Source organism: Tropicibacter alexandrii (assembly GCF_003667315.2).
In the GTDB taxonomy this organism is placed as follows: domain Bacteria; phylum Pseudomonadota; class Alphaproteobacteria; order Rhodobacterales; family Rhodobacteraceae; genus Tropicibacter; species Tropicibacter alexandrii.
In genome coordinates this window covers 238,715-263,147 of the sequence record NZ_RCTZ02000002.1, presented here as the reverse complement: position 1 = coordinate 263,147, position 24,433 = coordinate 238,715, and the positions used below count along the sequence as shown (strand labels likewise).

General features: G+C 64.4%; 21 protein-coding genes. 4 read left to right on the top strand and 17 right to left on the bottom strand.

Annotated features, from left to right (window positions below):
* Nucleotides 1-6: 6 nt before the first annotated feature.
* The 7 genes from D8Z78_RS03875 to D8Z78_RS03845 form a co-directional block, all read right to left on the bottom strand.
* Nucleotides 7-807, bottom strand: a complete 801-nt coding sequence (locus tag D8Z78_RS03875; RefSeq protein WP_121629034.1) for an enoyl-CoA hydratase/isomerase family protein — start codon at nt 805-807, stop codon at nt 7-9.
* Between the two features lie 48 nt (nt 808-855).
* Nucleotides 856-2,202, bottom strand: a complete 1,347-nt coding sequence (locus D8Z78_RS03870; protein ID WP_121629035.1) for an MmgE/PrpD family protein — start codon at nt 2,200-2,202, stop codon at nt 856-858.
* Nucleotides 2,199-3,428 (bottom strand): CaiB/BaiF CoA transferase family protein, encoded by a 1,230-nt coding sequence (locus D8Z78_RS03865; protein ID WP_121629036.1) that lies wholly within the window; start codon nt 3,426-3,428, stop codon nt 2,199-2,201. The genes D8Z78_RS03870 and D8Z78_RS03865 overlap by 4 nt, the downstream gene beginning before the upstream one ends.
* A 79-nt stretch (nt 3,429-3,507) precedes the next feature.
* Nucleotides 3,508-4,497 (bottom strand): Bug family tripartite tricarboxylate transporter substrate binding protein, encoded by a 990-nt coding sequence (locus D8Z78_RS03860; protein ID WP_121629037.1) that lies wholly within the window; start codon nt 4,495-4,497, stop codon nt 3,508-3,510.
* Nucleotides 4,498-4,615: 118 nt separating this feature from the next.
* Nucleotides 4,616-6,112: a tripartite tricarboxylate transporter permease gene (locus D8Z78_RS03855; RefSeq protein ID WP_121629038.1), complete on the bottom strand. Its 1,497-nt coding sequence runs from the start codon at nt 6,110-6,112 to the stop codon at nt 4,616-4,618.
* A 9-nt stretch (nt 6,113-6,121) separates the two neighbouring features.
* The gene (locus D8Z78_RS03850) at nt 6,122-6,622 is read right to left on the bottom strand and encodes a tripartite tricarboxylate transporter TctB family protein (RefSeq protein ID WP_121629039.1); all 501 of its coding nucleotides are present in this window, start codon (nt 6,620-6,622) and stop codon (nt 6,122-6,124) included.
* Nucleotides 6,623-6,796: 174 nt separating this feature from the next.
* Complete coding sequence (locus D8Z78_RS03845; protein ID WP_121629040.1) at nt 6,797-8,749, bottom strand: 3-hydroxyacyl-CoA dehydrogenase NAD-binding domain-containing protein; 1,953 nt, start codon at nt 8,747-8,749, stop codon at nt 6,797-6,799.
* Between the two features lie 185 nt (nt 8,750-8,934).
* Between D8Z78_RS03845 and D8Z78_RS03840 the strand changes: the two genes are divergently transcribed.
* The 3 genes from D8Z78_RS03840 (at nt 8,935) to D8Z78_RS03830 (ending at nt 11,691) form a co-directional block, all read left to right on the top strand.
* Entirely contained in the window at nt 8,935-9,336 is a 402-nt protein-coding gene (locus tag D8Z78_RS03840; protein WP_121629041.1) for an acyl-CoA thioesterase, read from the top strand.
* Between the two features lie 82 nt (nt 9,337-9,418).
* Nucleotides 9,419-10,489, top strand: coding sequence for an AbrB family transcriptional regulator (locus D8Z78_RS03835; protein ID WP_338064670.1), 1,071 nt, complete (start codon nt 9,419-9,421; stop codon nt 10,487-10,489).
* Between the two features lie 167 nt (nt 10,490-10,656).
* Nucleotides 10,657-11,691 carry a fatty acid desaturase gene (locus D8Z78_RS03830; RefSeq protein WP_121629042.1) on the top strand — a complete coding sequence of 345 codons (1,035 nt, stop codon included), beginning with the start codon at nt 10,657-10,659 and terminating at the stop codon, nt 11,689-11,691.
* Between the two features lie 273 nt (nt 11,692-11,964).
* Here D8Z78_RS03830 and D8Z78_RS03825 read toward each other — a convergent pair whose 3' ends face one another.
* From D8Z78_RS03825 to D8Z78_RS03815, 3 genes are all read right to left on the bottom strand, one after another.
* Complete coding sequence (locus tag D8Z78_RS03825; protein ID WP_121629043.1) at nt 11,965-13,860, bottom strand: TRAP transporter permease; 1,896 nt, start codon at nt 13,858-13,860, stop codon at nt 11,965-11,967.
* Between the two features lie 71 nt (nt 13,861-13,931).
* Entirely contained in the window at nt 13,932-14,933 is a 1,002-nt protein-coding gene (locus D8Z78_RS03820; protein ID WP_121629044.1) for a TAXI family TRAP transporter solute-binding subunit, read from the bottom strand.
* Nucleotides 14,934-14,994: 61 nt separating this feature from the next.
* Nucleotides 14,995-15,936 carry a dihydrodipicolinate synthase family protein gene (locus D8Z78_RS03815; protein WP_164932874.1) on the bottom strand — a complete coding sequence of 314 codons (942 nt, stop codon included), beginning with the start codon at nt 15,934-15,936 and terminating at the stop codon, nt 14,995-14,997.
* On the opposite strand from D8Z78_RS03815, the gene D8Z78_RS03810 reads away from it, so the two are divergent.
* On the top strand, nt 15,845-17,116 hold the full coding sequence (locus D8Z78_RS03810; protein ID WP_338064669.1) for a LacI family DNA-binding transcriptional regulator: 1,272 nt from the start codon (nt 15,845-15,847) through the stop codon (nt 17,114-17,116). The two genes, D8Z78_RS03815 and D8Z78_RS03810, sit on opposite strands and share 92 nt — an antisense overlap.
* Before the next feature lie 239 nt (nt 17,117-17,355).
* Here D8Z78_RS03810 and D8Z78_RS03805 read toward each other — a convergent pair whose 3' ends face one another.
* The 7 genes from D8Z78_RS03805 to D8Z78_RS03775 are packed head-to-tail and all read right to left on the bottom strand — an operon-like array spanning nt 17,356 to nt 24,385.
* The gene (locus tag D8Z78_RS03805) at nt 17,356-17,853 is read right to left on the bottom strand and encodes a nucleoside deaminase (protein ID WP_121629046.1); all 498 of its coding nucleotides are present in this window, start codon (nt 17,851-17,853) and stop codon (nt 17,356-17,358) included.
* Nucleotides 17,843-18,817: an ABC transporter ATP-binding protein gene (locus D8Z78_RS03800; RefSeq protein ID WP_121629047.1), complete on the bottom strand. Its 975-nt coding sequence runs from the start codon at nt 18,815-18,817 to the stop codon at nt 17,843-17,845. The genes D8Z78_RS03805 and D8Z78_RS03800 overlap by 11 nt, the downstream gene beginning before the upstream one ends.
* The gene (locus D8Z78_RS03795; protein WP_121629048.1) at nt 18,814-19,806 is read right to left on the bottom strand and encodes an ABC transporter ATP-binding protein; all 993 of its coding nucleotides are present in this window, start codon (nt 19,804-19,806) and stop codon (nt 18,814-18,816) included. Before D8Z78_RS03795 ends, D8Z78_RS03800 begins: the two co-directional genes overlap by 4 nt.
* Nucleotides 19,803-21,239, bottom strand: coding sequence for a chlorohydrolase family protein (locus D8Z78_RS03790; RefSeq protein ID WP_121629049.1), 1,437 nt, complete (start codon nt 21,237-21,239; stop codon nt 19,803-19,805). Before D8Z78_RS03790 ends, D8Z78_RS03795 begins: the two co-directional genes overlap by 4 nt.
* The gene (locus D8Z78_RS03785) at nt 21,239-22,420 is read right to left on the bottom strand and encodes an amidohydrolase family protein (RefSeq protein WP_240671982.1); all 1,182 of its coding nucleotides are present in this window, start codon (nt 22,418-22,420) and stop codon (nt 21,239-21,241) included. Before D8Z78_RS03785 ends, D8Z78_RS03790 begins: the two co-directional genes overlap by 1 nt.
* A gap of 5 nt (nt 22,421-22,425) precedes the next feature.
* The gene (locus D8Z78_RS03780) at nt 22,426-23,409 is read right to left on the bottom strand and encodes an ABC transporter permease (protein ID WP_338064668.1); all 984 of its coding nucleotides are present in this window, start codon (nt 23,407-23,409) and stop codon (nt 22,426-22,428) included.
* The gene (locus D8Z78_RS03775) at nt 23,402-24,385 is read right to left on the bottom strand and encodes an ABC transporter permease (RefSeq protein ID WP_121629052.1); all 984 of its coding nucleotides are present in this window, start codon (nt 24,383-24,385) and stop codon (nt 23,402-23,404) included. The genes D8Z78_RS03780 and D8Z78_RS03775 overlap by 8 nt, the downstream gene beginning before the upstream one ends.
* Between the last annotated feature and the right edge of the window lie 48 nt (nt 24,386-24,433).

Below are 24,433 nucleotides of genomic sequence, written 5' to 3'. Positions count from 1 at the left end.
CACCCCTTACTTCGACAGCTTGTTGAGGAAAGCTTCGACCGACTGGCGGTGTTCGGCGGTGGTGTAGCACATCGCCTGCGCTTCGCGACCCAGCGCAAAGATCGCATCGTCCGAGCTTTCAAACGTCTTGTCCATGATCTCCTTGGTCAGCGCGACGGCGGTGGCCGAGCCAATGGTCAGGTCCTTGGCCCATGCCTGCGCCTCGGTCAGCAGGGTCTCGGGCGTGGCGATGCGGTCGATCATGCCGATGCTCAGCGCCTCGTCGGTTTCGACGACCCTTGCGGAAAAGATCAACTCCTTCGCCTTTGAGAGGCCCACGCGGCGCGGCAGGAAATACATGCCGCCCCCATCCGAGACGAGGCCGCGCTTGATGAAGCTCATGGACATTTTCGCGCCATCCGCCGCGATGATGAAATCGCAGGCCAACGCCATATCGAGGCCAAGACCGTAGGCCCCGCCATTCACCGCCGCGATCACCGGCTTCGTCACGCCGTGAATGGCCGCCACGCCGCGATGGGTGTTTTTCTGCCGCTTCCAGCCGTTGAAGGCCACGTCGCCGGTCGGCGCATCGAGTCGCGCCCGCATACCGGCGATATCGCCGCCCGAGCAAAACCCTTTGCCCGCCCCGGTCAGGATGATGGCGCGAACGCTCGTGTCGGCATCCGCCTCGGCAAAGGCGGCAATCAGTTCGGCCCGCATCTGGTCGTTGATCGCGTTGCGCTTTTCGGGGCGGTTCAGCGTGATCGTCGCAATCCCGTCATCGTGGGAAACGATGATGAACTCAGGCAGGGAAACTGCGGTGTCCATGGGTCTTCCTTCTCGTCTCTGCGCAGCCGGGGGCTGCGGTTTCGCGTGTTATCCGTTGGGTGTCTTGGTCACGGCATCGGGCAGGTCCGCGCCGTCAAAGATGGTGGTGCGCAGCCGCTCCAGCTCTGCCTGCGGCAGAACCGGGCTGACCAGTTCTTCGTATTTGGCGTGCAAATCCGCGCGCGAGATCGGGTTGTCCGGGTCACCGCGGCGCGACGGTTGGAACCGGGACAGGCTGCGCCCGTCCTTCAACGTCAGATGCAGGCGCGCCATGCGTTTGCGGGGGTATTCGGCGGCCAGATCCTCGGCCCGCTCGACGCTGATGTGCGGCATCAAGGCACGAATATCCGAGTTGCGCAGCGCCTCGGGCGCAAAGGCCGCCAGCCGCACACCACCCAGAACCATCAAGGCAGACAGGCAATATTGCGCGCTGAACCGGGCCTCTTGCGCAACCTGCGGGTCGGGGCGGTCGCAAATGTCCTTGGTCGGCCCGTAACCTTCGATGCGGATGACCTTGATGTCGTCGGGGCCAAAGCCGTGCTGGCTGCGCAACGCCTCCAGCGCATCGAGGGCGGGAAAGATATGGCCACAACAGCCGTGGACCTTGACCGTCATACGGGTGATCGGGGTCCACTCCCCTGCCCCGGCGAAGGCCGCATCCCAGTTGCCGGTGCCCGCGCTGGTGGCCGCCGAATAGCCCTTGGGGCCATCGAGGCTGTCCCACGCCCCCGTCGCACCAGAGGCGGCGGCATAGGCTGCAAGGATGCCCGCATCGGCGGCATGACCGGGATGCATCGCCTTGACCATGCTTTCGCCTTGCAGGTTCTGCTGCACACCACCCGCAAAACTGGCGGCGATGGCGATGGCATGGGCGATCCCGTCCCGGTCGCAGCCCAGCAGCATCGCAACCGCCGCCGCTGCGCCAAAGGTGCCGACCGTTCCTGTGATATGCCAGAACTCGTAATGGCGTGGTTGCAGCGCCATGGCGATGCGGCAGCCGACCTCGTAGCCGCCAATCGCGGCGCGGTCGAAGGCGTCGCGCGAGGCACCGATATCCTGCGCCACGGCAAGCGCGGCGGCAAAAGTCGGCGATCCGGGATGATAGCCGCCATCGCGAAAGATGTCGTCGAATTCGACCGTGTGGCTGGCCGCCGCGTTGATGAAGGCCGCGCTGCGCGGGTCGATCCACCGCTCGCTGGTGTAGCACCAAGCCTTGCCCTCGCGCGCAAGCCCGCCTGCCGCGAGCAAGGTGGCCGGGGGCTGCAAGGTGCCGGGAAGTGTCGTGGCGAACCAGTCCAGCGTCGCGCAATGCACCGCATCGCGCAGCGTGTCACCAAGGGATGCGTCCAGCCAACCGGCGGCCAGATCGGCCAATCTTTCGGCTGCTGTCGTCATTGTGCGGCCTCTTGCGGGGCGCCGGACTCCGCCGCCTGAAGCGCCAGACCGGCAAGGCACAGCGCCTCGATCTCGTCATCTCCCAGCCCGATCGACCGCAGAATATCGGCGGTTTGCGCGCCCACCTGTTGCGGCGGCAGGCGGACGCCGGTTTCAGAACCTGACATGCGGAACGCCACCGAGGGCACGCGCAGCCCCTCCAGACGGCCGCTCGGGTCGGCGAGGCGCAGGAACTGGGCGCGAGCCTCGGCCTGCGGGTCCTGCAACGCCTCTGCAAGGCGGCGGACGCGCGAGGCAGGCACGCGGCGCTCGTTGAAGAACGCTTCCCAATAGGCGGCGGGCATGGTTTCGATGATCGAGGCCAGCACCGCATGTTCGGTCTTGTAGTCGTCGATCCGGGCGAGGTTGTCGGTTTTCACCAGATCCTCGCGGCCCAGCCCGACCCACAGACGCCGTTGTTGCCGCAGGTTCGAGGCGGCGATCATCAGCGGCTCGTCGGCGGCCTGATACATCCCCAATGTGGCGAAGGCGTAGGAATTGCCCTTTGCCTTGGGGTGTTTTCCGGTCCAGAGGAAATCCGTCGCGGGCGCGGTCATCAGCGTCATGGCAACGTCCAGCATCGACACGTCGATGCTCTGCCCCTTGCCGGTGCGTTCGCGCTGAAACAACGCGGCTGAAATCGCAAAGGCGGCGGTCAGCCCGGTGGCATAGTCGACAACCGGCGCGCCGCATTTCAGCGGGCGGTCATCACCATGCCCGGTCATGTCCATGATGCCGGAAAACGCCTGAATGATGTTGTCATAGCCGGTCTGGTGTCGGCGCGGCCCGGTGGCACCAAAGGCCGAGACCGAACAATAGATCAGGCGTGGGTTGACGGCGGCGAGGTCTTCATAGCCAAGGCCGAGATCGGCAAACGCGCCGGGGCGGTAGTTCTCGACAAAGACATCCGCCGTTTCGGCGAGCCGCAGCAGCGCGTCACGCCCGGCTTCGGATTTCAGGTCCAGCGCCAGCGCCTTTTTCCCGGCCCCCTGTGCCAGAAACGCGGTACCCATCGCCGCGCGGACCAGATCGCGGTCGGTGCCGTTGAACCGTGCCTGATCGGGATCATCCGGGGCCTCAAGCTTGATCACCTCGGCGCCAAGCAACGCCATCTGGTAGGAGGCATAGGGCCCGGCGAGAACATGGGTCGTGTCGATGACCCGAAGGCCGCTGAATGCGCCGGTCATGATGGACACCTTTTTGAAAGCGGGAAACAGGTTTGGGATGGTCCCCCCACCGCAAGGCGAAGGGACCGGAGGCGCGGGATCAGTTGATGATCCCGGCGGCCTTGAGCTGTTCTTCGGCCACGGTGCTCATCTGCTTGATGAAGGCCGAATATTCCTCGGGGCCGTAGTCGCTGTCCTGAACGCCAGCGGCGCGGGCATAGGTCTGGTAGCTGTCGCTGGCCATGGCCTTGTGGATCGCGTCGGCGATCTGCTGTTGCAGGTCCAGCGGCATGCCTTTGGGGCCAAAGACCCCGCGGATTTGCAGCCAGCTGGTATCGACGTCATAGCCCTGCTCGCCAAAGGTCTGCATGTCGGGCAGCGTCGACAGGCGGTCGTCACCCAGAACGCCAAGCCCCTTCAGACGGCCCGCTTCGAAGAATTCAAGCGCCGGGCCGAGGTTGGAGACACCCACATCCATGTGCCCGCCCAGCACGGCGGCGATGATATCGGGGGTCGACTGATGCGCCACCCAGTTGAATTTCACACCGGCCGCCTTTTCCAGCATCGACATGCCGATATTTTGCATCGAGCCGACGGGACCGAACCCGGCAATGTTGACTTCACCACCGTTGGATTTCGCCAGTTCGACCATATCGGTGATCGAATTCAGCTCGGACTCCTTGGACACGAAGAACAGGATCGGGTCGATCTGCGACAGGGCGATCCATTCGAAATCATCCGGCGAAAACGTGCCGCGCAGGTTGGTCTGCATGCCGGTCAGGTGGGTGACCGTGTTGACGCCAAGCGTCAGCCCGTCGGGTTCGGACGCGCGGATCTTGGCCATCTGGGTCGCCCCGCCGCCACCCGGGGCGTTCACGACCACGATGCTCTGCCCGATGATCGGCTCAAGCTCTTTCGCCAGCGTGCGGCTGTAGACATCCACGCCGCCGCCGGGCTTGGTGTGCAGGATCATGTTGACCGGCCCCTCGGGGGCCCAGTCCTCGGCCATGGCCCCCTGTGCTGCGCCCAATGTCAGAGCCACCGCGCCCGCGACACCCAGCGCCAGTTTCTTGAGATGCGTGATTGCCATTCGTTTTCCTCCCATAGCAGTCGTTTAGCGTTTGGCGTTTCCGCCTTTGGTCAGTGTCGATCTTCCCGCCCCGCGCGTGAACTGAGCGTTTGTCAGGCAACGGGGACTGAAATCTTGGTCAAAGCGCCTGCGCTTTGGCGCGACGGGCGCGCAGTTGCGACAGGCCCGGCAGGACAAAGGCGAGAACGGCGATCGTGATCAGGATCATGGTCATCGGCGAGGTGTAGAAGATGTCCCATTCGCCCTTGTTCGAGATCAGCGCGCGGCGGAAATTGGTTTCCATCATCTCGCCCAGCACCAGCGCGAGGATGATCGGCGCCAGCGGGATTTCCAGCTTGCGCAGGATGTAGCCCAGCACGCCGAAGACCGTCATCACATGCACCGGGAACATCGTGGTGTGCGACGCATAGGCACCGACATAGCAGATGCCCGCCACGATCGCGGCAATCGCCGGGCGCGGGATATTGGCGACCTTGGCCCAGATCCGGGCGCCCGCCAGACCGATCAGCACCATCACCGGCACCCCGACCCAAAGCGAGACAAAGACGGTGTAGGGAATCTCGGGCGACTTGGTGAACAAAAGCGGCCCCGGCTGGATGCCCTGCACCATCAGCGCCCCGATCATGATCGCCGTGGTCGGCGAGCCGGGAATGCCCAGCGCTAGCAGCGGGGCCAAAGCACCGGCCACGGCTGAATTGTTCGCAGCCTCGGACGAGGCCACGCCTTCCAGCGATCCCTTGCCGAATGTCTCGGGCGTCTTCGACATGCGCTTGGACACGGCATAAGAGACAAAGGAGGCAATGGAGGCCCCCGCGCCGGGGATCACGCCGATGGCATAGCCCAGAACCGAACTGCGCAGGATGGCGGTTTTCAGCCCGAGGATGGATTTGACCGGCAGCGCCAGAAGCCCGCCGATGGGCGTGCTTTTCAGCTTTTCCGACGGGCCGTCCTCGATCATGAAGAGAACCTCGGACAGGGCATAGAGCCCCAGCAGAACCGGCACCAACGGCAGACCTTCGAAGAACTCGGGGTTGCCCATGGTAAAGCGCGGCGTGCCGGTCTGCACGTCCAGCCCGATCGTGGCCAGCGCGAGGCCGATCCCCATGGCCACGGTGCCTTTCAGCGGCGAGCCTTCCGACAGGCCCGCGACGAGGCTCAGCCCGACCAGCGCCAAGGCGAAATATTCACCCGGACCAAAGCGCAAAGCGAATTCCGACAGGGGGACCGCCGTGACGATCAGCAGCAGCGTCGCCATGAAGATGCCCGCCCCCGACGACAGGATCGAGACAGTCAGCGCCTCGCCCGTACGGCCCTGCTGGGTCAGCGGGTAGCCGTCCCATGAGGTCGCCACGGCCGCCGCCGTGCCGGGCGAGTTGATAAGGATCGCCGTGATCGCACCGCCATATTCCGCCGCCGCATAAAGCGCGACCAGACCGACGATGGAAACCACCGGGTCCACGCCATAGGTGAAGGGGATCAGCAGCGCGACGCCAAGGCTGGGACCAAGGCCGGGAATGGCCCCGATCAGGTAGCCCGCCAGCGCGCCGAAAACGAGGGCGAACCAGACCATGGGGTCGCCGAACGCGGAAAAACCGATTGCCAAGCTCTCAAGCATGTTTGTTCCTCACGGCAGGTTGACGTCGAGCGCCAGGTTGAAAACGACGAAGATGAACGCCCCAAGGGCGAGCGGCACACCGATCAGGTGCAGCGGGCGGCGTTCACCGCAGGCCAGCATCGTCAGGATGGAAAAGATCAGCACGCTTGGCAGGGTGCCCAGCGTCTCGAAATAGATCGACTGGAGGAGCAGCAGCCCAATCGTCGCCAGAACGAACAGCGGTCGCCGGATCGAGACCCAAGCCACCGGCACCGGATCGAGAAGGCGAATGACGGCAGCAATGGCCACGGCAGCAATGCCGATCAATGTGGCCACAGCCAGCAGGATCGGAAAGCCGCCCGCGCCGATATCGACCTCGTTGAACGGCGGCGGCAAGGCAGACGCCTGTGTGTAATACTGCCAGAACACGGCCAGCAGCGCCGCACAGCCCAACAGATCCAGCACCGGCAGCGCTCCGCGCACCACATCCCAGCGCAACCGCCAGCCAAGGGCTTTCTTGTAGTCTTCCATGTGTTCCTCCCTCGCCAATGCCCGGCGCGAGCATCGGCAAATCTCCTATCTGTCAGTGTCCCAAATCAGGGGCTGCCCGGTGAACTGAGTATTTGTTTGCCTTGCCGACACTTGGGATTGGTCACCGAGGCGCGCTTTGGACCGCGAAGGTTCGCAATTCGGGGGCGGCAAGCGTCAGTCGGCGGTGCGCGCCATGTACATCGGGCCACCCTTGTGACGCGGGAACCCGTAGCCCGTGATCATCACCACGTCGATGTCATCCGGCCCTTCGGCGATCCCTTCATCCAGCACGGCCTGCCCCTCGCGCTGCATCGTGGTCAGGATGCGCGTGATGATCTCGGCTTCGGTGAACGCCTTGCGGGTGCGGCCCGCCTTTGCGCTTTCCTCTTCGATGATCCGCGTGACCTCCGGGGCGATCTCGGCCTTGCCCGACGCATAATCGTACCAGCCTTTGCCGGTCTTGCGCCCCAGCCGCCCGGCTGCACACAGACGGTCGGCGATATGGGCATAGCGTTCGGACGGGTCGCGATCGGGCGCCCGCGCCTTGCGCTGCGCCCAAGCGATATCCAGCCCGCTCATGTCCTGAACGGCATAAATCCCCATGGCAAAGCCAAAGGCCTGCATCGCCGCGTCGACCTGATGCGGCAGAGCGCCCTCTTCGAGCATGAATTCGCATTCGCGCCGGTAGGCGGCCATGATGCGGTTGCCGATAAAGCCGTCACAGACCCCGGCCACCACCGGTATCTTGCGCAAGAGCTTGGCCAGCGCCCCACCCGTTGCCAGCGCCCGCGCGCCGGTGGCCTCGCCCCGAACCACCTCAAGCAGTTTCATGACATGGGCGGGCGAAAAGAAGTGCAGGCCCAGAATGCGCGCGGGGTCCCGCGTCATCGCTGCCAGCGCGTTCACGTCGAGATACGACGTGTTGGTGGCAAGGATCGCCTCGGCGGGCATTACCGCGTCCAGCGTGTCAAAGACCGCGCGCTTGACGGCCATGTCCTCGAAGACGGCCTCGATCACCAGCGGGCAGTCTTTCAGCGCCGCATAATCCGTGTCGGTGGTCAGGTTGGCCAGTGCGGCCTCTCCCTTGGCAGCAGAGACAGCCCCACGTTCGACGCTGGCGGCGATGGTGTCGGCGACGCGGGTTTTCGCTGCCTCAGCCGCCGGATCATCGCGTTCGATCACACACACGTTTGAGCCAGCCAGCAGCAAGGCGGTGGCGATCCCCGCCCCCATCGTGCCGCCGCCGATCACACCCACGCGCGACAGGTCGACCGGGTCCGCATCGGCCTGTTTCAACGCCTGACCCGCGCGCCGTTCGGCAAAGAACACACGCCGCAGCGCCGCCGCCTCGTCCGACTTGGCGAGCCGCAGGAACCGTTCCCGCTCCCCCGCCAGCGCCACGTCGACAGGCGCGTTTGCCGCGCATTTCAGCGAGGCCAGAGCCTCCAGCGGGGCCGCCGCGCCCCGGCTGCGTTTGCGCAGCTGTGCCTCTTGTGCCTCCCAGTCGATGGGATCGCCTGCCACCAGATCGCGGGCAAGCGCCGGTTTGGGACGACCCGCCGCCGCCAGATCCCGCGCCATCGCAGCGGCCTCGGCGTGCAAGTCATCCTGTGCCAGCCGGTCAACCAACCCCGCCTCCAGCGCCTCGGGCGCGCCGATGGGCTTGCCGCCGGTCACCAGCTTGATCGCCGTTTCCATCGGAACCAGACGTGGCAGGCGCACCGTGCCGCCAGACCCAGGAATGATCCCGAGAGTGACCTCTGGCAGACCCAGCTTGGCCAACGCCACCCCGATCCGCGCATGACAAGCCATCGCCAGTTCGAGCCCACCGCCCAGCGCCGGGCCATTGATCGCGGCGACCCAAGGCACCGGCGCCTCTGCAATCGCGGCCAGAACGTCCGGCAGATAGGGCGCGCGCGGTGTCTGCCCCAGTTCGCGAATATCGGCCCCGGCGACAAAGGCACGACCGGCCCCGGTCAGCACCACCGCCCGCACATCGGCGTCGCGCAGCCTGACCACCGCGTCCCAAAGCCCCTGCCGCACAGCACGCCCCAGGGCGTTCACCGGCGGATTGTCGATGGTGACCCAGCCAAGCCCATCCCTGATCTCGACAGTTACATCAGCCATGCCTGTCCCCTCCGTCTCAATGGCCGGAAACCCGGCGTTTGGCTGTGTATACTGAGCAGCGGGTATGCCGTGACCAAACCATTGGTTGGGTTCAGACCAGCCGAGGATTAAGTATGCTGGCAGCATGCAATCCCGTCAGGAGCATCCTCCTGACGGGTCCAGACCCCGAACAAGGACAATGCACCATGGCTGGCACAGACCAACCGCCAAGCGGCAACCCGACCATTCGCACCATTGCCATGCCCGCCGATACGAACCCCGCAGGCGACATCTTTGGCGGTTGGCTGATGAGCCAGATGGACCTCGCCGCCGGAACGGTCGCGACCTATACATCGGGCGCGCGCAGCGCCACCATCGCGGTGGACGGCATGATCTTTCACCGCCCGGTCAAGGTTGGCGACGAGGTGTCGCTTTATGCAGCGCTGACCAAGGTCGGACGGACGTCCATGACCATCCATGTCGAAGCATGGCGCCGCCCGCGCGAAACGCGCTTCAGCGAAAAGGTGACCGAGGCGAATTTCGTCTTTGTGGCGCTCGACCCGGAGGGCAAGCCCATTCCCGTGCAAGACCTGCGCCCCATGGAATAGCCCATGGCCCGGCAGCCCACCGACAAGGAATGGGCCGGGCGACTTTGCACTGCCGAACACCCATCCAGAGAAACATCAGGACATGCCCGTGCCATTGCGCATCAAGACTTTGCTTACCCTGTCCATTCTGTACCTTTCGGCGACCGGCGTTGGTTGGATGTTCGCCCGCATGGGCATCCCGCTGCCATGGATGATCGGGCCCTTGGTCCTGTCGGCGGCGCTGTCGATCTCGGGGCTGCTGAAGGTGACGGTGCCGGTCAAGACGCGCCCCTTTGGCCAGATGACCATCGCCGCACAGGTTGGGCTTGCCTTCACACCGGCCGCATTGGCTGCCCTGCTCAGCCTCGCCCCGGTGATGATCGGAACCGCGCTCGCCTCGGCAGCCTGCGCCGGGATGATCGCCATCCTCGTTGCACGCACCACGGGACTCCGCCTGTCGCAGGCCTTTTTGTCGACCTTCCCGACCAGCCCGGTCGAGGCGGCCATCATGGCGGAACGGCATGGATGCGATCCGGCGCCGGTCATCCTTGCCCAGACCACCCGCATCGCGGCGGTGGTGATCCTTGTGCCGATTGCGGTCTTCGCGCTGGACGGCTGGCCGGATCGCTCTGACATGATGGCGGGCGGTGGGCTCGATCCCGTCGGCAACGGCTTCCTCGCGCTGCTGGCCATCACCGGCGCGCTGCTGTTCAAACGCCTGCGCCTGTCCAACCCGTATTTCCTTGGGCCGCTGACCTTTTCCGCCGCCGCCAGCGCCATCGGCCTGCACCCGACGGCCTTCCCGGTCGAAATCCTGTCGCTGGCGCAGATCGTCTTGGGCACATGGCTGGGCAGCACGTTCCGGCACGACCTCTTTGCCAATCAAAAACGCCAATTGTTCGCGATCATGACAAGCACGCTGATGTTGCTGGCCGTCATCTCTGGCATCGCGGTGGCGATTGCAGCCTTGGCCGGCCAGCCTTGGGAAGTGCTCGTTCTGGGGGCCGCGCCCGGCGGGGTCACGGAAATGGCACTGACGGCCAAGTTCCTTGGAATCGACCTTGCGCTGGTCACGGCCTTTCAGCTGACCCGGATCTTTCTGTTCATGCCGAACATCCCTTGGATCATCCGCATGATCGATGCCTACGAGCAGCGCAAAGCGGCGCGGCGGTGATCCTGTTCGCCTCGGCCTAGGCAATTTTATCCAGCCAAGGTGCCGACGCGCCATGGATATCGGCTTGCCGGATCACACAACAAGATGTGTAGCGAAAGGTATTCACATTTGCCAGAGCGGCTCGATCGTTTAGAGACGACTGCAACGACAACTAGATGATGATGGCAATGAGCAACCTTTCACCTGCGCCCCAAGGGCAACCCGTTATCCACGACGCAAAGGACTGGGTTCGCATTCTTGCCGAATACCGGGAACCCAACGACCTTCGAAGCTGGACAGAACTGGCCATCACCCTTGGCCCCTTCATCCTGCTTTGGGCCGCCGCATGGTGGTCGCTGTCCTACAGCTATTGGCTGACGGTCGCCCTGTCGCTTTTCAACGCGGCTTTTCTTCTGCGTCTGTTCGCCATCCAGCACGATTGCGGGCACGGAGCCTTCCTCAAGAGCCGCGTTGCAAGCGATTGGCTTGGGCGGGTGCTCGGCGTTCTGACGCTGACACCGTATGACGTCTGGCGGCGCGCGCATTCCATCCACCACAATGCCTGCGGCAATCTTGGCCGTCGCGGCATCGGTGACATCACGACCCTGACCGTTGCGGAATATCGCGGCCTGTCCCCGATGAAGGGCTTCTTGTACCGTCTGTATCGCCACCCGGTCGTCCTGTTCGGGCTGGGGCCGGGTTACCTGTTCCTGCTTCAGAACCGCCTGCCCTTGGGCTTCATGAAGGTCGGCAAATACTGGTTCAGCGCCATGGGCACGAATGCGGTGTTGCTGGCCGCCCTGTCCGTCATCGTGTATTTCGGCGGTCTGATGCCGATCCTGCTGATCTTCCTGCCCTCGACGCTGCTGGCGGCGACCGCCGGTGTCTGGCTGTTCTACGTTCAGCATCAGTTTGAAAACACCCACTGGGAGTCCGATGCGGATTGGCAGCTACATGAGGCCGCCCTGCATGGCAGTTCCCACTACGTGATGCCGCCGGTCCTGCAGTGGTTTACCGCGAATATCGGCATTCACCACGTGCATCACCTATACAGTCGCATCCCGTTCTATCGCCTGCCCGAAGTTCTGCGGGATCACGCGGCGCTGGCCGAGGGCAACCGCATGACGATCCGCGAAAGCCTCGCCAACGCCCGGCTGCACCTGTGGAATGAAGAGACGAAAACGCTTTTGTCCTTCGCCAACGCGCGGGCTTTGAAGGAATAGCCAGACACACGGGTGTCTGGCCTTTCCCTGCCGTTGGAAGGGTGTCGTTTTGGTCCAGTCATGCGGTCGGCATCGCGAAAATGCCCCATCCCCTTGAGATCGCGGGGATTTCCGCAGGCCAGCGCCGGTTCATCCGCCCCCCGCGTCAGATCCTCGCCTGATCCCGGGCATCCACGAAGCAGACCGCGGGTGACGGAGGGTCCGTGACCCGGCGGAGGGGGTGCTACGCCCCTCTCACCACGGCGCCTTCGGGGCGCATTGAGCGATCATCGCTCACTCTGCGGGGTTGGGCAAGGCGGACGGGCTGCGCCGTGCAAGCACCGCGATGCCCACGACCATGACCCAGCCCAGCGTCAGCGCAACGACCCAAGGCGTGGAACCGGAGGGCGCGATCACCGCCACCAGCCCCGCGAGGCCGACAGGTATCCGCGTGCCCCAACCGAGCGGTCTCCCGGCCCAGCCACCAAAGGCCACGGCCCAAAGCGCGGTGGACACAAGAAGCGAGACTGCGGAGAAAGCGATCTGCGCCATGGACCCCTGTGCCAGCACACCCGGATCGAAGACAAAGGCGAACGGGACGAAGAAGGCCACCAAGGACAGACCGAAGGCCGAGAGCGAGGTCTTGACCGTCGATGCCCGACCGACCGCAGCCGCCGCGAACGAGGCCAGTGCGACCGGCGGCGTCACCATCGAGAGCACGCAGTAGTAGAAGATGAAGAAGTGGGCCGGAAGCGGCGCGATACCGAGTTTCTGGATGGCAGGAACGAACAGGACCGCGCCGATGATGTAGGCGGCGACCGTGGGCAGCCCCATGCCCATCACGATGCAGCCGACCATGGCCAGCATCAGTGACAGGTAGGTCGAGCCTTCGGACAGCGACAGAAGCGAGCCCGCGAATTTCAGCGCGAGGTTCGACTGCACCGCAACGGCGATGACGATGCCGATGGCGGCGATCGGGACGGCGACCTCGGCGACCTGTTTCGGCGTGTCGCGGAGCGCTTCGATCACTTCCTTGGTGCCGATCCATGTGTTGCGGCGCACGAAGGGCACGACGAAGCAAGAAAGCGACGCGATCACGGCGGAGTAGGAGGCCGAATATCCGCTGACCAGCAGTCCGATCAGGACCATGGGCGGAATGATGAGATGCAGGCGCGGCAGGATAGCCGGGGTTTCGGCCACTTCGTCGGCGGTCATGGCCCGGACGCCTTCACGCCGGGCGGACAGGTCCACGACCAGCATGAGCGCGAGGTAGAAGGCGACCGCCGGGATCAGCCCGGCCAGCGCAACCTGCGCGTAGGGCATGCCCAGAAGCTCCGCCATGATGAAGGCGGCGACCCCCATGATCGGCGGCATGAGTTGCCCCCCGGTCGACGCAATGGCCTCGATCCCCGCCGCGCGATGGGCGGGCACGCCGGTCTTCTTCATCAGCGGGATGGTGAACACGCCGGTCGAGACGACGTTGGCCACGGCGGACCCGGAAATCGACCCCATGAGCGAGGACCCGATGATCGCGGCCTTGGCCGTGCCGCCGGTGGCGCGCCCTGCGGCGCGGATGGCGAGGTCGATGAACAACTGGCCTCCGCCGACCGCCGCGTAGAAGGCCCCGAAGAGAATGAAATAGAAGATGAAGCTGACCGAGGTCGAGGTGGTGATGCCCAGCACACCTGCGGTGGTCATGGTCATGATTTCCGTCGCCGCCTCGATCCCGAATCCGCGGAACTGCAGCCAGCCGGGCAGCACGTTGCCCCAGAAGGCATAGGCGATGAAGGCGAGCAGCACCCAGACCAACACCCAGCCGACCGCGCGGCGGGAACCTTCGAGCAGGAGGAATACGAGAAGCGCGCCAAAGACGATGTCGGAGGTGAAGACCGGAGAGACGTTCTCCATCCGGGTGGTCAGCCGCTCGAACCCCGTCAGGTAGTAGCCGAGGACCGCGACGGAGGCACCGATCAGCGCGACGTCGATCGCGATACGCAGCCAGCGGGGCAGCTTTTCGGTCGTCAGGGGCTTGTAGAGGAACAGCAGGACCAGCGCTGCGGTCAGGTGGACCGGGCGTTCCAGCAGCGGTTGCTGCGCTTCGAACAGCAGCCAGACCTGAAAGGCGATGAGGGCGAGGCCGATCGCGAAGGCGATGGCGTGGGCAGGGTTGCGGGACAACATGGCGCGCATGGTCTCCTCCATTTGGCGCATCGCGGGACGGGGATGGGCGCGACCGGGGAAGTTCGGCCGCGCCCGCCGGATCACATCAGGCCGGCTTCCTTGTAGTAGCGGGCGGCGCCGGGGTGCAGTTCGATCCCGGTGTTCTCCGGCAGCATGGCCTTCTTCGGATCGAAGCGCGACCACGCGCCATGCGACGCCTTCAACTCTTCCGCGTTCTCGATGATGGCCTTGGTGATCTTGTAAGCCGTTTCCTCGTCGAGATTGGCATTAGCGATCAGCACGGTCCCGAGGTTGGCTCCGGTCGTCTTTTCGCTTTGCCCTTGATACCACTCCGGGCCGTAGGCGCCGGGGGTCAGGCCGTTCTTCTCGAGCACGGTCATGGCCGCATCGGGGATGTTGAGAAAGACGGAGTCGGTGGTCAACGCGACCTCGGTGATCGTGGGATGCCCCTTGATCATGGTGTCGATGTAGATGTCGGCATTGCCGTTGCGCATCTGGTCGGAGATCTGTCCGGTATCGACCTGAATGATGTCGCCGCCATTGGCCTTGATCTGCTCAGCAGAGGTGCCAAGCCCCTCGAAGATCATCTGCGCAACCGGCACCGCGGACGAGCCGACCGGCTTCATCAGAACGCGAACCGGCTTCCCGGAGGACATGATCGCGGCGAGATCGGTCGTGCCCATTTCGTCGGTGAACGCCTTGCGCGCCATGACACCGACATAGACGTTGTTCAGGCCACCGACGAGGGCGCGAATATCGGGCGCCTGCATGCCGTTGTAAACGTCGGCCCCCTCCTTGGCCCAGACGGCCGAGGCGACGTTGGACAGGGCGATTTCGGCCTTGCCGCCTTGAACGACCATCGGGTTGGCGACGCCGCCGCCCCGGGCGATCACTTCTACGGAATTCGCGCCAAGGATCGGCTCGATGATCTGTTCCAGTGTCGCGGCAAAAACATACCAGGACGATCCTTCGCGCATCGCGCCGATGCGGACGTCCTGAGCGGCGACGCTCGTCGCGGTAATGGCGGCAATTGCCACTGCCGTGGCGGCGTGGCGCAGCCCGGTGAGTGTAAATTTGATCATGGTTTCCTCCCTTTATGTGACGATGCCCCCGGTGGTGGACCGGGGGCAAACGATTTGACGTTTATTCGGCAGCCATCGCCAGATCGACGCGACCGATCCCGGCAGCATCGAAGGCGGCTTCGATCTCGCGCTCGGCAGCTTCGCCGAGGTCCTTCAGCGGTTCGCGGATCGTGGCGTTGTCGAGCAGGCCGCGATGGCGCAGACCGATTTTCAGCGCGACGGTGCCTTCCATGTGCGAGCCACGGTGATAGACGGCGCGGGTGACCGGCAGCAGCTGTTCGAACACCTTGCGGGCGGTCGGATAGTCCTGCGCCTTGCCCGCCTTGATCAGGTCGATCAGCAGTTCCGGCGCGATGTTGCCATAGCCCACCAGCAGGCCATCGACGTCGAACATCGTCGGCAGCAGCCACTCGTCATGGCAGGACAGGATCTGCAGGTCCGGCTGCGCCTTCTTCAGCTCGGGGATCTCGACATACCAGCGCTTCATGTTGCGCACGCCGTTCTTGGTGGCGACGCAGCCCGGCTGCGCGGCGATCTCAAGCTGGGTGTCCAGATCGTAGGACGCCTTGGTCGCATCGGGATACTGGAACAGGATCGTCTGAAGGCCACCCTCTTCGTAGATCGCCTTGTAGCGGTCCTGCGGCGCGCCCTTCTGGAAGCCGAAGCGCAGCCAGCCGTGGTTCGGATAGACCAGCGCACCGGTGGCACCCGCATCGAAGGACCGCTTGGCCTCTTCGGCGGCAACCTTGGTGCCTTCGCCGGTGATGCCCGCGATGATCGGCACATCGACCGCGTCCTTGTAGGCGCGGATCAGTTCAAGCCGCTCATCCGCGGTCAGGAAGGTGCCCTCGCCTGCGTGACCGAGGATCACCATGGACTTCACGTCCTCGAAGCTGGCGAGCCATTTGGCGATGCGGACGTTGGCCTCGATGTCGAGCGAGCCGTCCTTCTTGAAGGCGGTGACGGGTGCGGGGCTGAGGCCGCGAAGGTCCATGGGTTGCATGTCGGAAACTCCTCCAGATGCGATTCAACTTTGGCTGACCCGCTGCGTCAATCCTCTTTGGGAACGTTTGCGGGAACGTTCCCAAAAATGCATTGCCAGCGAGGCCTGTCAAGTGATAGTTTCGAGGAAACGGCCAACACGGCGTGCAGAGGGACCCATGGCAGGTGAAGAAACAGAAGTAAGATCAAAGGGTCGGGTGACGCTTCACGATGTTGCGCGGGAGTCCGGAGTTTCGAAGTCATCGGTTTCCAGAATGCTGGACGAACGGTTTCCCAACTCCGACTCGCCCAAGGCCCGGCATGTGCGCGAGGTCGCGCGTCGCCTTGGCTATGTCCGCGACCTCTCCGCCGCGAATCTCCGGCGCGGGTCGACGGGGACGATCGGGGTGATCGTGCCGCGATTGACCGACACCGTGATGGCGATGTTCTACGAGGCCGTCAGCGCCGCCGCCGCACAACAGGGCCGCTTCGCCATCGTCGCGACCACCGACGACAACCCCGAGGCCAGCCGCAAGGCCGCCGAGGCCCTCATCCGACGTGGCGTCGACGGTTTGATCCTGACCACCGCCCGGGAGGGCGATGATTTCGCAGACGAATTGCGGGATCGCGGCGTGCCTTTTGTCTTTGCCCTGCGCCACAATGGGTCAAGCGCCGCATCCGTCGGCGACGACCAGCTTGGCGGCTACCTTGCAACGCGTCACCTGATCGACCTCGGCCATCGACGCATCGGCATCATCGCCGGGCCGGATTATGCGACCAGCGCTCTTGGCCGTCTCGCGGGCTATCGGCAAGCGCTTGCCGAGGCGGGGATCGAGGAAGCGGCGGACCTGATCGTGCCTTCCACCTTCAGCATCGAATCCGGTGAAACGGCAGCGCGTACCCTTCTCGCCTTGGCCAAGCCGCCGACGGCGATATTTGCGGTCAATGACAACACGGCCATCGGCAGCATGTCGGCGATCGCGCATGCCGGTTTGTCGGTGCCCGGCGACGTCTCTCTCGTCGGTTACAACGACATCCCGATCGTCAGTCGGCTGCCGGTCCCTCTGTCGACAGTTCAGGTGCCGTTTGACCGCGTAGCCGAGATCGCGTTGCAGCTTCTGTTTGACGAGGACGGTGTGGCCACGATCAAGAAGACGACGCCGAGCTTGATCCCGAGAAAGTCGACCGCGCCACTGCCCTAAGGCATCGCGCGACCGGGCGCGTGCCTCTGATCAGAGGGAACAGCCGGGGGCGATGGCCGGTGAATTGAACGCGAGGCAGTTCGATGCCGCCTCTTGGGGGCGTTTTTACAACAGAGCGCGACAACGGGGCGTGAAGGGACGAACCTGTTCTCCCCCAACACTGTGTATATCGGGCAGACGGTCATGCGAATGCAAAGCCCTTCCCCCGGATAGCAATGCCCAGAAACGCAGGCGCGCGATCAAAGCCTTGAACGCGCGTGACTGGCCCAATCGTGCAGAACGGCTGTCGCGTCTGCATCCAGATGCTGTTCGGACGGCATGAAACGCTCCGTGACCGCGTGTCCGCATTCATGCGTCAAACGATCCACATCCACCGGAAAACGCGCCGCCTCTGGCAGATCGCCAAGGGCGTCTCCGGCCTGTACCATATCGGCGGCGTAATACAGCGTGGCAATTCCGGCAATGTTCATCGCCGCCACGCAAAGCGCGCATGGCTCGCAGCTGGAATAAAGGACGCAGCCACGCAGATCGATGGTGCCAAGATTTCGGCAGGCATCGCGGATCGCTTCGGTTTCTCCATGCGACGTCGGATCATGGTTCATGACGGACCGATTGATCCCCTCTCCAACAATCTTGCCATCTTTGACGATGACCGCGCCAAATGGCTCGGTGCCGGGGATTTCAACAGCCTGCGCCGAGATCTCGATCGCGCGGCGCAAGAAGGTTTCATCGTACATCGGGGCCTCCTTCTTCGGCCGCGAAACAGGCGACGCGGCGGTTGTGGACATGGCTACGCCGTTCAGGGCGTTCCTGCTTGCATCGCTCGAAGGCCAGCGGGCAGCGCGGATGAAAGCTGCACCCCGGCGGCGGCGAAACCGGCGAGGGCACTTCCCCGCCCATCGGGGCGCGGTCACGTTTGGGCGCTTCGAGGTCCGGGATCGTCTCCAGCAGCAGCCTTGTGTAGGGGTGCAACGGGTTGGCGAACAAATCCGCTGTCGGCTGGATTTCGACGATGCGGCCAAGGTACATCACCGCGATGACATCAGCCATGTGCCGCACGACGCTCAGGTCGTGGCTGATGAAGAGATAGGTCAGCTCCATCTCCTTCTGAAGGCGTTTCATCAGGTTCAGAACCTGCGCCTGCACCGAGACATCCAAGGCCGAGGTGGGCTCGTCACAGACCAGAAACTCGGGCTCACCGGCAAGGGCGCGGGCAATGGATATCCGCTGCCGCTGCCCGCCAGAGAACTCGTGCGGGAATTTCAGCCCGTCCGCAGGGGCCAGCCCCACGGTGCGCAACAACTCGTCGACACGGGCAGAGACTTCTGCCTCGGGCGTTTCTGGTCGCAGGGTGCGCAGCGGTTCTGCGATGATCCGTGCCACGCGCCAACGCGGGTTCAGGCTGGCAAAAGGGTCCTGAAAGATCATCTGAAGCCGGTCGCGGTCGCCGTGGAATCGGATATTGCCACCCGAGGGCGCATGCAGCCCTGTGACCAGTTTGGCGATGGTGCTCTTGCCGCAACCGCTTTCCCCGACCAAAGCCAGTGTCTGACCGCGGCGGATGATGAAATCGACGCCATCGACGGCGCGCAGGGTACGACGCGGCTTGCGCTCGATCAGGCGGTTGAGCCACGGCGCGGAGACGTCAAAGCGGCGTTCGAGGGCGTCCACTTCGAGAATGGCATCGGGGCGCAGGGTCATGCGGCTTCTCCCTTTTCGACGGTTCCGGTCTGGGCCAGCCAGCAGGCGGCCCCGGTGCTGTGGCCGCCGGGAATCCGGGGGACCTCGGCGCGGCACCGTGGCCCGGCCTGCGTGCAGCGGGGGTTGAAGGCGCAGCCCGGCGGAATGGCGTTCAGCCGCGGCATCGCGCCGGGGATCATCTGCAATTCCTCCACGTCCTTGCGCAAAGACGGGATCGAGCCCATGAGCCCGATGGTATAAGGGTGCTGTGGGCGGCGGACCACGTCCTCGACCTTGCCGATTTCAACCAGCCGCCCGGCATACATCACGGCGACCCGGTCGGCGGTCTCGGCAATCACACCCATATCATGCGTGACCAGCATCACCGCCGTGCCCCGTTCGCGGCATAGGCGCTTCAGCAGCGCGGTGATCTGCGCCTGAATCGAAACGTCGAGCGCGGTGGTCGGCTCATCCGCCACGATCAATTCGGGCTCGGCGCACAGCGCCAGCGCGATGACGATCCGCTGCCGCATCCCGCCCGAGAACTGGTGCGGATAACTGTCGATCCGTTCCTCGACCGCCGGTATGCCCACCTCGCGCATCAGGTCCTTGGCGCGGTCGCGGGCTTGGCGCTTGTCCAAATCGGTGTGCAAGCGGATGGTCTCTACCAGTTGATCGCCCACGCGAAACAGCGGGTTGAGCGAGGTCAGCGGGTCCTGAAAGATCGCGCCGATCCGGCGGCCGCGCACGGCCTGCATGGCGCGATCATCAAGGTCATCGATCCGGTCGCCGGACAGGTGGATGCTGCCAGCGGCAATCCGCCCCGGCGGCTCCAGCAGGCCGAGGATCGACATGCCGGTCATGGATTTGCCTGCGCCGGATTCCCCAACGACGCCAAGGATTTCACCGCGGCGGATCTGCAACGAGATATCATCGACGGCGACCAGCACGCCCTTTCGGGTGGGAAATTCGACGCGCAGGTTCCGCACGTCGAGAACGACATCGCTCATGGCGTGGCCCTCTCGTAGCTGGGGGTGAATATCTGGGACACCGGCGGGTGACCCGTGGTGCGCTCGGGGTACTTGGCGATCAACCCGTTGAACTGCGCTTGGGCGCGGGTGGCATCGGCGCTCTCGTCGATACCGGGGATCACGCGATCGGCCATGACCTGCCGCCCGTCGATCCAGACATCCCGCACGTCACGGCCCGATCCCCCGGTCATCAGCGTCTGCACCGGGTCAGGTGTCTGCAGAGCGTGGCGCAGGTCGATCACGGCGATATCGGCCTTGGCACCGAGGGCGAGACGGCCCAGATCGGAGCGGTTCAGCGCCTGCGCGCCACCCAGCGTGGCCGCGTCATACATGTCCTCGGAGCGGATCGAGTCCATGCCGTCCGACAGCCGTGCGGTCATCATGCCGATCTGCATGTTCAGGATCATGTCGGCGGGGTGGGTGTCGGTGCCCAACCCGATATTGATCCCCCTGCCCCGCAGCTTGGGAAAGCTGTTCAGCATCCCGCCATGGCGCGCGGCGACCAGTGGGCAATGGACCAGCGTCGCCCCGGCCTCCGCGATCAGGTCGAACTCGGCGTCGGTCGCGTGGGTCCCATGGGGCAACAGCCAGTTGGCACGCAACGCCTCGATTTGGTGAAGCCATTCGATCGGGGGGCTGTCATGCTGTTCGCGCACCAGCCGCAGCTCTGTCGGTGACTGGCAGCAATGCTGACGAACGGGCGCACCCATGTCCGAGGCGATCTCGGCCGTGCGGCGCAGAAGTGTCTCGGTACAGGTCTCGATCCGGTCCGGCGCGAACATCGCGCGGATAAGGCCCCCAGCGGCGCCGTCTATGCGCTTTGCGAACTCCGCCGCGTCCTCCAGCCCGGCCAGACCGCGCGCCTCGTCATAGACCGCGCGAATGGTGCCAGCCGTGTCCGTGACCTGCCCGCCGGTGCGATAGGCGGGGCCAAGATAGACCCGCAGGCCAAGCGCCTTTGCGGCTTCGGCTGCGGCGTCGAACTCTGCCACCGTCTCGCCCCACGCACGGTAGAACAGCGAGGCGATGGGCAGCGCGGTGGTGATGCCATTGCGGATCAGTTGCGCGAAGGCGTGGCGTTTCTGAAAGGCCAGTTCCTCCGGGTCATACATCTCGTAGGGGCCGCGCGCGACGTAGCTCTCGGGCCAGACGCGCCCCTTTTTCCAGGCAGGCCCGTTGTCGAACCCCAGTATCGTCGTGTCCAGGTCCGAGAGCGCATCCAGATCGATGAACCCGGGCGAGATCACGGCCTCGCCATAGTCGATACGCCGTGCCACCTCGCCGTCGAAAGAGGCGCCGACATGCAGCACATCGGTGCCCTCGATCACGACAACGCCATGCTCATACACCACATGGCGCCCGCCCCGATGACCAATGACCCAGCGGGCCGAAAGAAGCGTCCTTCCCTTCATCACGGCGCCTCGATCACGCAAGCACCGTCGCGCGCGATGACCTTGCCGCCCTTCAGCACCAGCTTGCGCGGCGCGTGGGTGACGATGGCCTCGGCCAGCGTTTCGCCCTCGACCAACAGGCAATCGGCGCGGCAGCCGATTTCCAGCCCGTAACCTTCGACCTCCATGATCGCCGCCCCGCCAAAGGTGCAAATGTCGAGCGCGAGTTCCATCTCGTCATCGCGGCGCAGGTTGTTGCGCATGCCGATATGCATCGCCTTTTCCAACATGTCCGAATTGCCGTAAGGCCCCCACGTATCGCGGATGCCGTCGCAGCCCGCGCCTGTCAGGATGCCATGGGCGTGCAACTCCTTGACCAGCGGCACCGGGGCCGAGGCGGGCGCGGTCGTCAGGATGTGAATGCGGTTCTCGGCCAGCTTTTCCTGAAGGCCGGTCACATAGGCCCGGTCCACGGCCCCAAGGCAGAAGGCATGGGAAATCGCCACCCTGCCCTGCATGCCCAAGGCCACGGTCCGGTCGATGATTTCCTCCATCGAGAACCAGCCAAGCGAGTCACGTTCGTGCAGATGGATGTCCACCGGCTTGCCGTGCTTCTCGGCCAGCGCAAAGACCGTGTCGAGATGGCCCTTGGGATCGTGTTCCATCCCGCAAGGGTCGATGCCTCCCACCAGATCCGCGCCCATCGCTAGCGCCTCGTCCATCAGCTCGGCGGTGCCCGGGCGGGTCATCATGCCGGACTGCGGAAAGGCCACGATCTGGATATCCACCATCCCGGCCAGCTTGTCCCGGGTGGCCATGACGCCCTCGATCCCGGCCAGCCCGTGGTGGGTGTCCACGTCGACATGGCTGCGGATATGGGTGCAGCCGTGCGACATGGCGAGGATGGCATGGCGTTCGCTTTGCACTTGCGGGTCGAGGCCCAGCGAGACCTTGACCTCGCGTTCGTTGTTGATCTTGTCGATCAGGCGCGGGCCGACCTCGTTGCGGTACCAAGGCAAGCCCAGCAGAGATTTGTCGAGATGGGTGTGCGCCTCGATCATGCCGGGGATCAGGATGCGCCCGCCGCCGTCGATCACGTCAGCTGCCTCCGTGGCTTCGGCCACGAATATGCCGTCGACGATATGCAGGTCTGTGGCGGGGCCGCCCATCGGGCGCACGTTCTTGAGAGTCGTTGAGGTCACTTTGTTCACCGCAGTTTGGGGTTGAGGGCGTCGCGCAGCCAGTCGCCGATCATGTTGACCGACAGCACGATCAGGCAAAGCTGGACAGACGGAAAGACCACGATCCACCATAGGCCCGAAAACAGGTACTGGTTGCCGATCCGGATCAGCGTCCCGAGCGAGGGTTGATCCGGCGGCATGCCCACGCCGAGGAAGGACAGCGTCGCCTCGGACAGGATCGCGAGACCGAAGTTCAGCGTCGCCGCCACCATGATCGGCGTCAGGCAGTTGGGCAGGATGTGATGCAGCATGATGCGCCAGGATTTCACCCGGATCAGGCGCGCGGCCTGCACGTATTCCTTTTTTGCCTCGACCATGGCCGACGCCCGCACCGTGCGCGCGTATTGCACCCAAGACGGCACGGCGATGGCAAAGATCAGGATCGGCGCGGCCAGAACGTCCTTGAGACCCGTGGGCAGCGAGGCGCTGGCGATGGCGGTGATCAGGATGGCGATCAGGATGAAGGGCATCGACAGCAGCACATCGCCGATCCGCATGATCACATTGTCGATCCAGCCGCCGAAATACCCCGCGATCAGGCCCAGAGTCAGGCCCACCACAAGCGCCAGCATGACCGAGGAAAACCCGATGATCAGCGAGATACGCGATCCATAGAGCACCGCCGACAGAACGTCGCGCCCCTGCGTATCGGTGCCCAGAACGAAGGGCCATTGGCCAGCCGCATCCCAGATCGGCGGAATCTCGGAATTCCACAGTACAAGGGCGGCGAGGTCATAGGGGTTCTGGGGCGCGATCAGCGGCGCCAGGAACGCGGTCACCGCCACCAGTGCCAACAGTGCCACGGCAAAGATCGCCGAAGGGTGCGCGCGGAACGAATACCACAGGTCACTCTCGCGCAGCCGCGACAGCCGCGAGGGGCGTGGCGGCGGCAAGGTGGTGTCGGTGGGCATAGAGGCGGTCTTTTCCATATCGGTCTCCGGTTCAGCCATCGCCGCGGGCCGTGTCATCGCGCAGGCGTGGGTCGACCCAGGCATAGGTGATGTCGACAAGGGTGTTCAGGGCGACGAAGATGAAGGAGACGATCAGCAGATAGGCGGCCATCACCGGCAGATCGACGAAGGTCACCGCCTGAATGAACAGCATGCCCATGCCCGGCCATTGAAAGACCGTCTCGGTCACCAGCGCAAAGGCGATCAGGTTGCCGATCTGCATTCCCGTCAGCGTGATCACCGGCATCAGGCAATTGCGCAGCGCGTGACGCCATTGCACGCGGCGCGCGGGCACGCCTCGGGCGCGGGCGAATTTGATGTAATCGGCACGCAGGGTTTCAAGCATTTCGGCGCGCACCAGCCGCATCACGAGCGTGACTTGGAACGTCGACAGCGAGATCGCAGGCAAGATCAGCGCGGCGCGGCCCGAAGGCGTCAGCAATCCGGTCGACCACCAGCCGATATCCACCGTCTCGCCCCGCCCGAAGGCCGGTAACCAGCCCAGAGAGACCGAGAAGGCGAGGATCAGCAGGATGCCGACCACGAAACTGGGAAGGGAGACGCCGACGATCGACCCCAATTGCAGTATGTTGGCCAATCGACTGTCGCGATAGACCGCCGTGATCACTCCGGCGGGAATGCCAACGACGAGCGAGATCACCGTTGCGACCAGAACCAGCTCGAAGGTTGCGGGAAAACGCTCCTTGATCAGCACCATAACGTCTTGCTGGTTGCGATAGGAGATGCCGAAATCGCCCTGCACGGCGTTGGTCACGAAGCGCGTATATTGGGTGACGAAACCGTCGTTCAGGCCCAGACGCTCGCGCAACTCGATGCGGTCCTGCAGGGTGGCCTGTTCGTTGACCATCATCTCCACCGGGTCCCCGAAGAAACGAAAGATCACGAAGGCCAGAAGCGCCACCGCCAGCATGACGAAGACCGCATTGGCGGTGCGTTTGAGAAGGAAGGCGATCATGCCAGTCTCCGATATTAAGCGGCAGGTGTCTGCGCCGGACCACCCCGC

Coding starts and splice junctions, on each gene's coding strand:
- D8Z78_RS03875 (WP_121629034.1), bottom strand. CDS start 807: ATGGACACCGCAGTTTCCCTGCCTGAGTTCATCATCGTTTCCCACGAT.
- D8Z78_RS03870 (WP_121629035.1), bottom strand. CDS start 2,202: ATGACGACAGCAGCCGAAAGATTGGCCGATCTGGCCGCCGGTTGGCTG.
- D8Z78_RS03865 (WP_121629036.1), bottom strand. CDS start 3,428: ATGACCGGCGCATTCAGCGGCCTTCGGGTCATCGACACGACCCATGTT.
- D8Z78_RS03860 (WP_121629037.1), bottom strand. CDS start 4,497: ATGGCAATCACGCATCTCAAGAAACTGGCGCTGGGTGTCGCGGGCGCG.
- D8Z78_RS03855 (WP_121629038.1), bottom strand. CDS start 6,112: ATGCTTGAGAGCTTGGCAATCGGTTTTTCCGCGTTCGGCGACCCCATG.
- D8Z78_RS03850 (WP_121629039.1), bottom strand. CDS start 6,622: ATGGAAGACTACAAGAAAGCCCTTGGCTGGCGGTTGCGCTGGGATGTG.
- D8Z78_RS03845 (WP_121629040.1), bottom strand. CDS start 8,749: ATGGCTGATGTAACTGTCGAGATCAGGGATGGGCTTGGCTGGGTCACC.
- D8Z78_RS03840 (WP_121629041.1), top strand. CDS start 8,935: ATGGCTGGCACAGACCAACCGCCAAGCGGCAACCCGACCATTCGCACC.
- D8Z78_RS03835 (WP_338064670.1), top strand. CDS start 9,419: ATGCCCGTGCCATTGCGCATCAAGACTTTGCTTACCCTGTCCATTCTG.
- D8Z78_RS03830 (WP_121629042.1), top strand. CDS start 10,657: ATGAGCAACCTTTCACCTGCGCCCCAAGGGCAACCCGTTATCCACGAC.
- D8Z78_RS03825 (WP_121629043.1), bottom strand. CDS start 13,860: ATGCGCGCCATGTTGTCCCGCAACCCTGCCCACGCCATCGCCTTCGCG.
- D8Z78_RS03820 (WP_121629044.1), bottom strand. CDS start 14,933: ATGATCAAATTTACACTCACCGGGCTGCGCCACGCCGCCACGGCAGTG.
- D8Z78_RS03810 (WP_338064669.1), top strand. CDS start 15,845: ATGCGGACGTTGGCCTCGATGTCGAGCGAGCCGTCCTTCTTGAAGGCG.
- D8Z78_RS03815 (WP_164932874.1), bottom strand. CDS start 15,936: ATGCAACCCATGGACCTTCGCGGCCTCAGCCCCGCACCCGTCACCGCC.
- D8Z78_RS03805 (WP_121629046.1), bottom strand. CDS start 17,853: ATGTACGATGAAACCTTCTTGCGCCGCGCGATCGAGATCTCGGCGCAG.
- D8Z78_RS03800 (WP_121629047.1), bottom strand. CDS start 18,817: ATGACCCTGCGCCCCGATGCCATTCTCGAAGTGGACGCCCTCGAACGC.
- D8Z78_RS03795 (WP_121629048.1), bottom strand. CDS start 19,806: ATGAGCGATGTCGTTCTCGACGTGCGGAACCTGCGCGTCGAATTTCCC.
- D8Z78_RS03790 (WP_121629049.1), bottom strand. CDS start 21,239: ATGAAGGGAAGGACGCTTCTTTCGGCCCGCTGGGTCATTGGTCATCGG.
- D8Z78_RS03780 (WP_338064668.1), bottom strand. CDS start 23,409: ATGGCTGAACCGGAGACCGATATGGAAAAGACCGCCTCTATGCCCACC.
- D8Z78_RS03775 (WP_121629052.1), bottom strand. CDS start 24,385: ATGATCGCCTTCCTTCTCAAACGCACCGCCAATGCGGTCTTCGTCATG.